Here is a 1,591-nt window from a genome sequence, read left to right on the forward strand (position 1 = left end):
CTGTCGTCAGCTCGTGTTGTGAAATGTTGGGTTAAGTCCCGCAACGAGCGCAACCCTTATCCTTTGTTGCCAGCGATACGGTCGGGAACTCAAAGGAGACTGCCGGTGATAAACCGGAGGAAGGTGGGGATGACGTCAAGTCATCATGGCCCTTACGAGTAGGGCTACACACGTGCTACAATGGCGTATACAGAGAGAGGCGAGCCTGCGAGGGGAAGCGGAACTCAGAAAGTACGTCGAAGTCCGGATTGGAGTCTGCAACTCGACTCCATGAAGTCGGAATCGCTAGTAATCGCGGATCAGCATGTCGCGGTGAATACGTTCCCGGGCCTTGTACACACCGCCCGTCACACCATGGGAGTGGGTTGCAAAAGAAGTAGGTAGCTTAACCTTCGGGATGGCGCTTACCACTTTGTGATTCATGACTGGGGTGAAGTCGTAACAAGGTAACCGTAGGGGAACCTGCGGTTGGATCACCTCCTTACCGAGATAGATGGAATGTGAGTGTTCACACAGATTGTCTGATGAAGATTGAGCAGAAGGTATCATTAGGCTTGTAGCTCAGGTGGTTAGAGCGCACCCCTGATAAGGGTGAGGTCGGTGGTTCAAGTCCACTCAGGCCTACCAACATTGCTGTCGGATTTTGCCCAAAGGTGAAGTTAGCGGTAAGGAGTAATGATACGAGAATCTTAATGGGGCTATAGCTCAGCTGGGAGAGCGCCTGCTTTGCACGCAGGAGGTCAGCGGTTCGATCCCGCTTAGCTCCACCATATTGCAAGATAAAACTAGATAAAAGGTTATTCAGAGCAGGCTGGCAACAGTATGCTGCGAATAATAATGCTCTTTAACAATCTGGAACAAGCTAAAAATTGAAACACACATTATTGAGAAAATAATGTGGAGAACTCTCAATACTCCAACGTGAAGTGTCATCACAGTCAGGAAGGCAGGCGTTATGAGCGAGCAGTCAGGAATTCGAGGCGGCCAGCGCGCAGCAAGCGCAGCGTACAAAAGTACGTGAGCATTGCGAGCACTACCCAACAAAGAATTACTGTACGCGCAGCCATAACCTATCAGAATGATAGTGAAATAAAGACATCTTCGGGTTGTGAGGTTAAGCGAATGAAGCGTACACGGTGGATGCCTAGGCAGTCAGAGGCGATGAAGGACGTGCTAATCTGCGAAAAGCGTCGGTAAGCTGATATGAAGCGTTATAGCCGGCGATGTCCGAATGGGGAAACCCAGTGCATTAATGCACTATCGTTTGATGAATACATAGTCAAACGAGGCGAACCGGGGGAACTGAAACATCTCAGTACCCCGAGGAAAAGAAATCAACCGAGATTCCCCCAGTAGCGGCGAGCGAACGGGGAGCAGCCCAGAGTCAGCATCGATATTAGCATCAGGAGAAGGGTCTGGAAAGGCGCGCAATAAAGGGTGATAGCCCCGTATCCGAAGATGTTAGTATGGTGAGCTCGAAGAGTAGGGCGGGACACGTGTTATCCTGTCTGAATATGGGGGGACCATCCTCCAAGGCTAAATACTCCTGACTGACCGATAGTGAACCAGTACCGTGAGGGAAAGGCGAAAA

At 50.4% G+C, this 1,591-nt stretch carries 2 tRNA genes and 2 rRNA genes; all 4 read left to right on the top strand.

Going from position 1 to position 1,591, the window contains the following annotated elements:
* Nucleotides 1-484: ribosomal RNA gene (locus H1X92_RS12180) — 16S ribosomal RNA — on the top strand; the annotation flags it as partial.
* 66 nt (nucleotides 485-550) lie between these two features.
* Nucleotides 551-627: transfer RNA gene (locus tag H1X92_RS12185), tRNA-Ile, on the top strand.
* Nucleotides 628-694: 67 nt separating this feature from the next.
* Nucleotides 695-770, top strand: a tRNA-Ala gene (locus H1X92_RS12190).
* A gap of 342 nt (nucleotides 771-1,112) precedes the next feature.
* Nucleotides 1,113-1,591, top strand: a 23S ribosomal RNA gene (locus H1X92_RS12195); the annotation flags it as partial.

This window comes from Arsenophonus endosymbiont of Apis mellifera, assembly GCF_903968575.1.
GTDB lineage: Bacteria > Pseudomonadota > Gammaproteobacteria > Enterobacterales > Enterobacteriaceae > Arsenophonus > Arsenophonus apicola.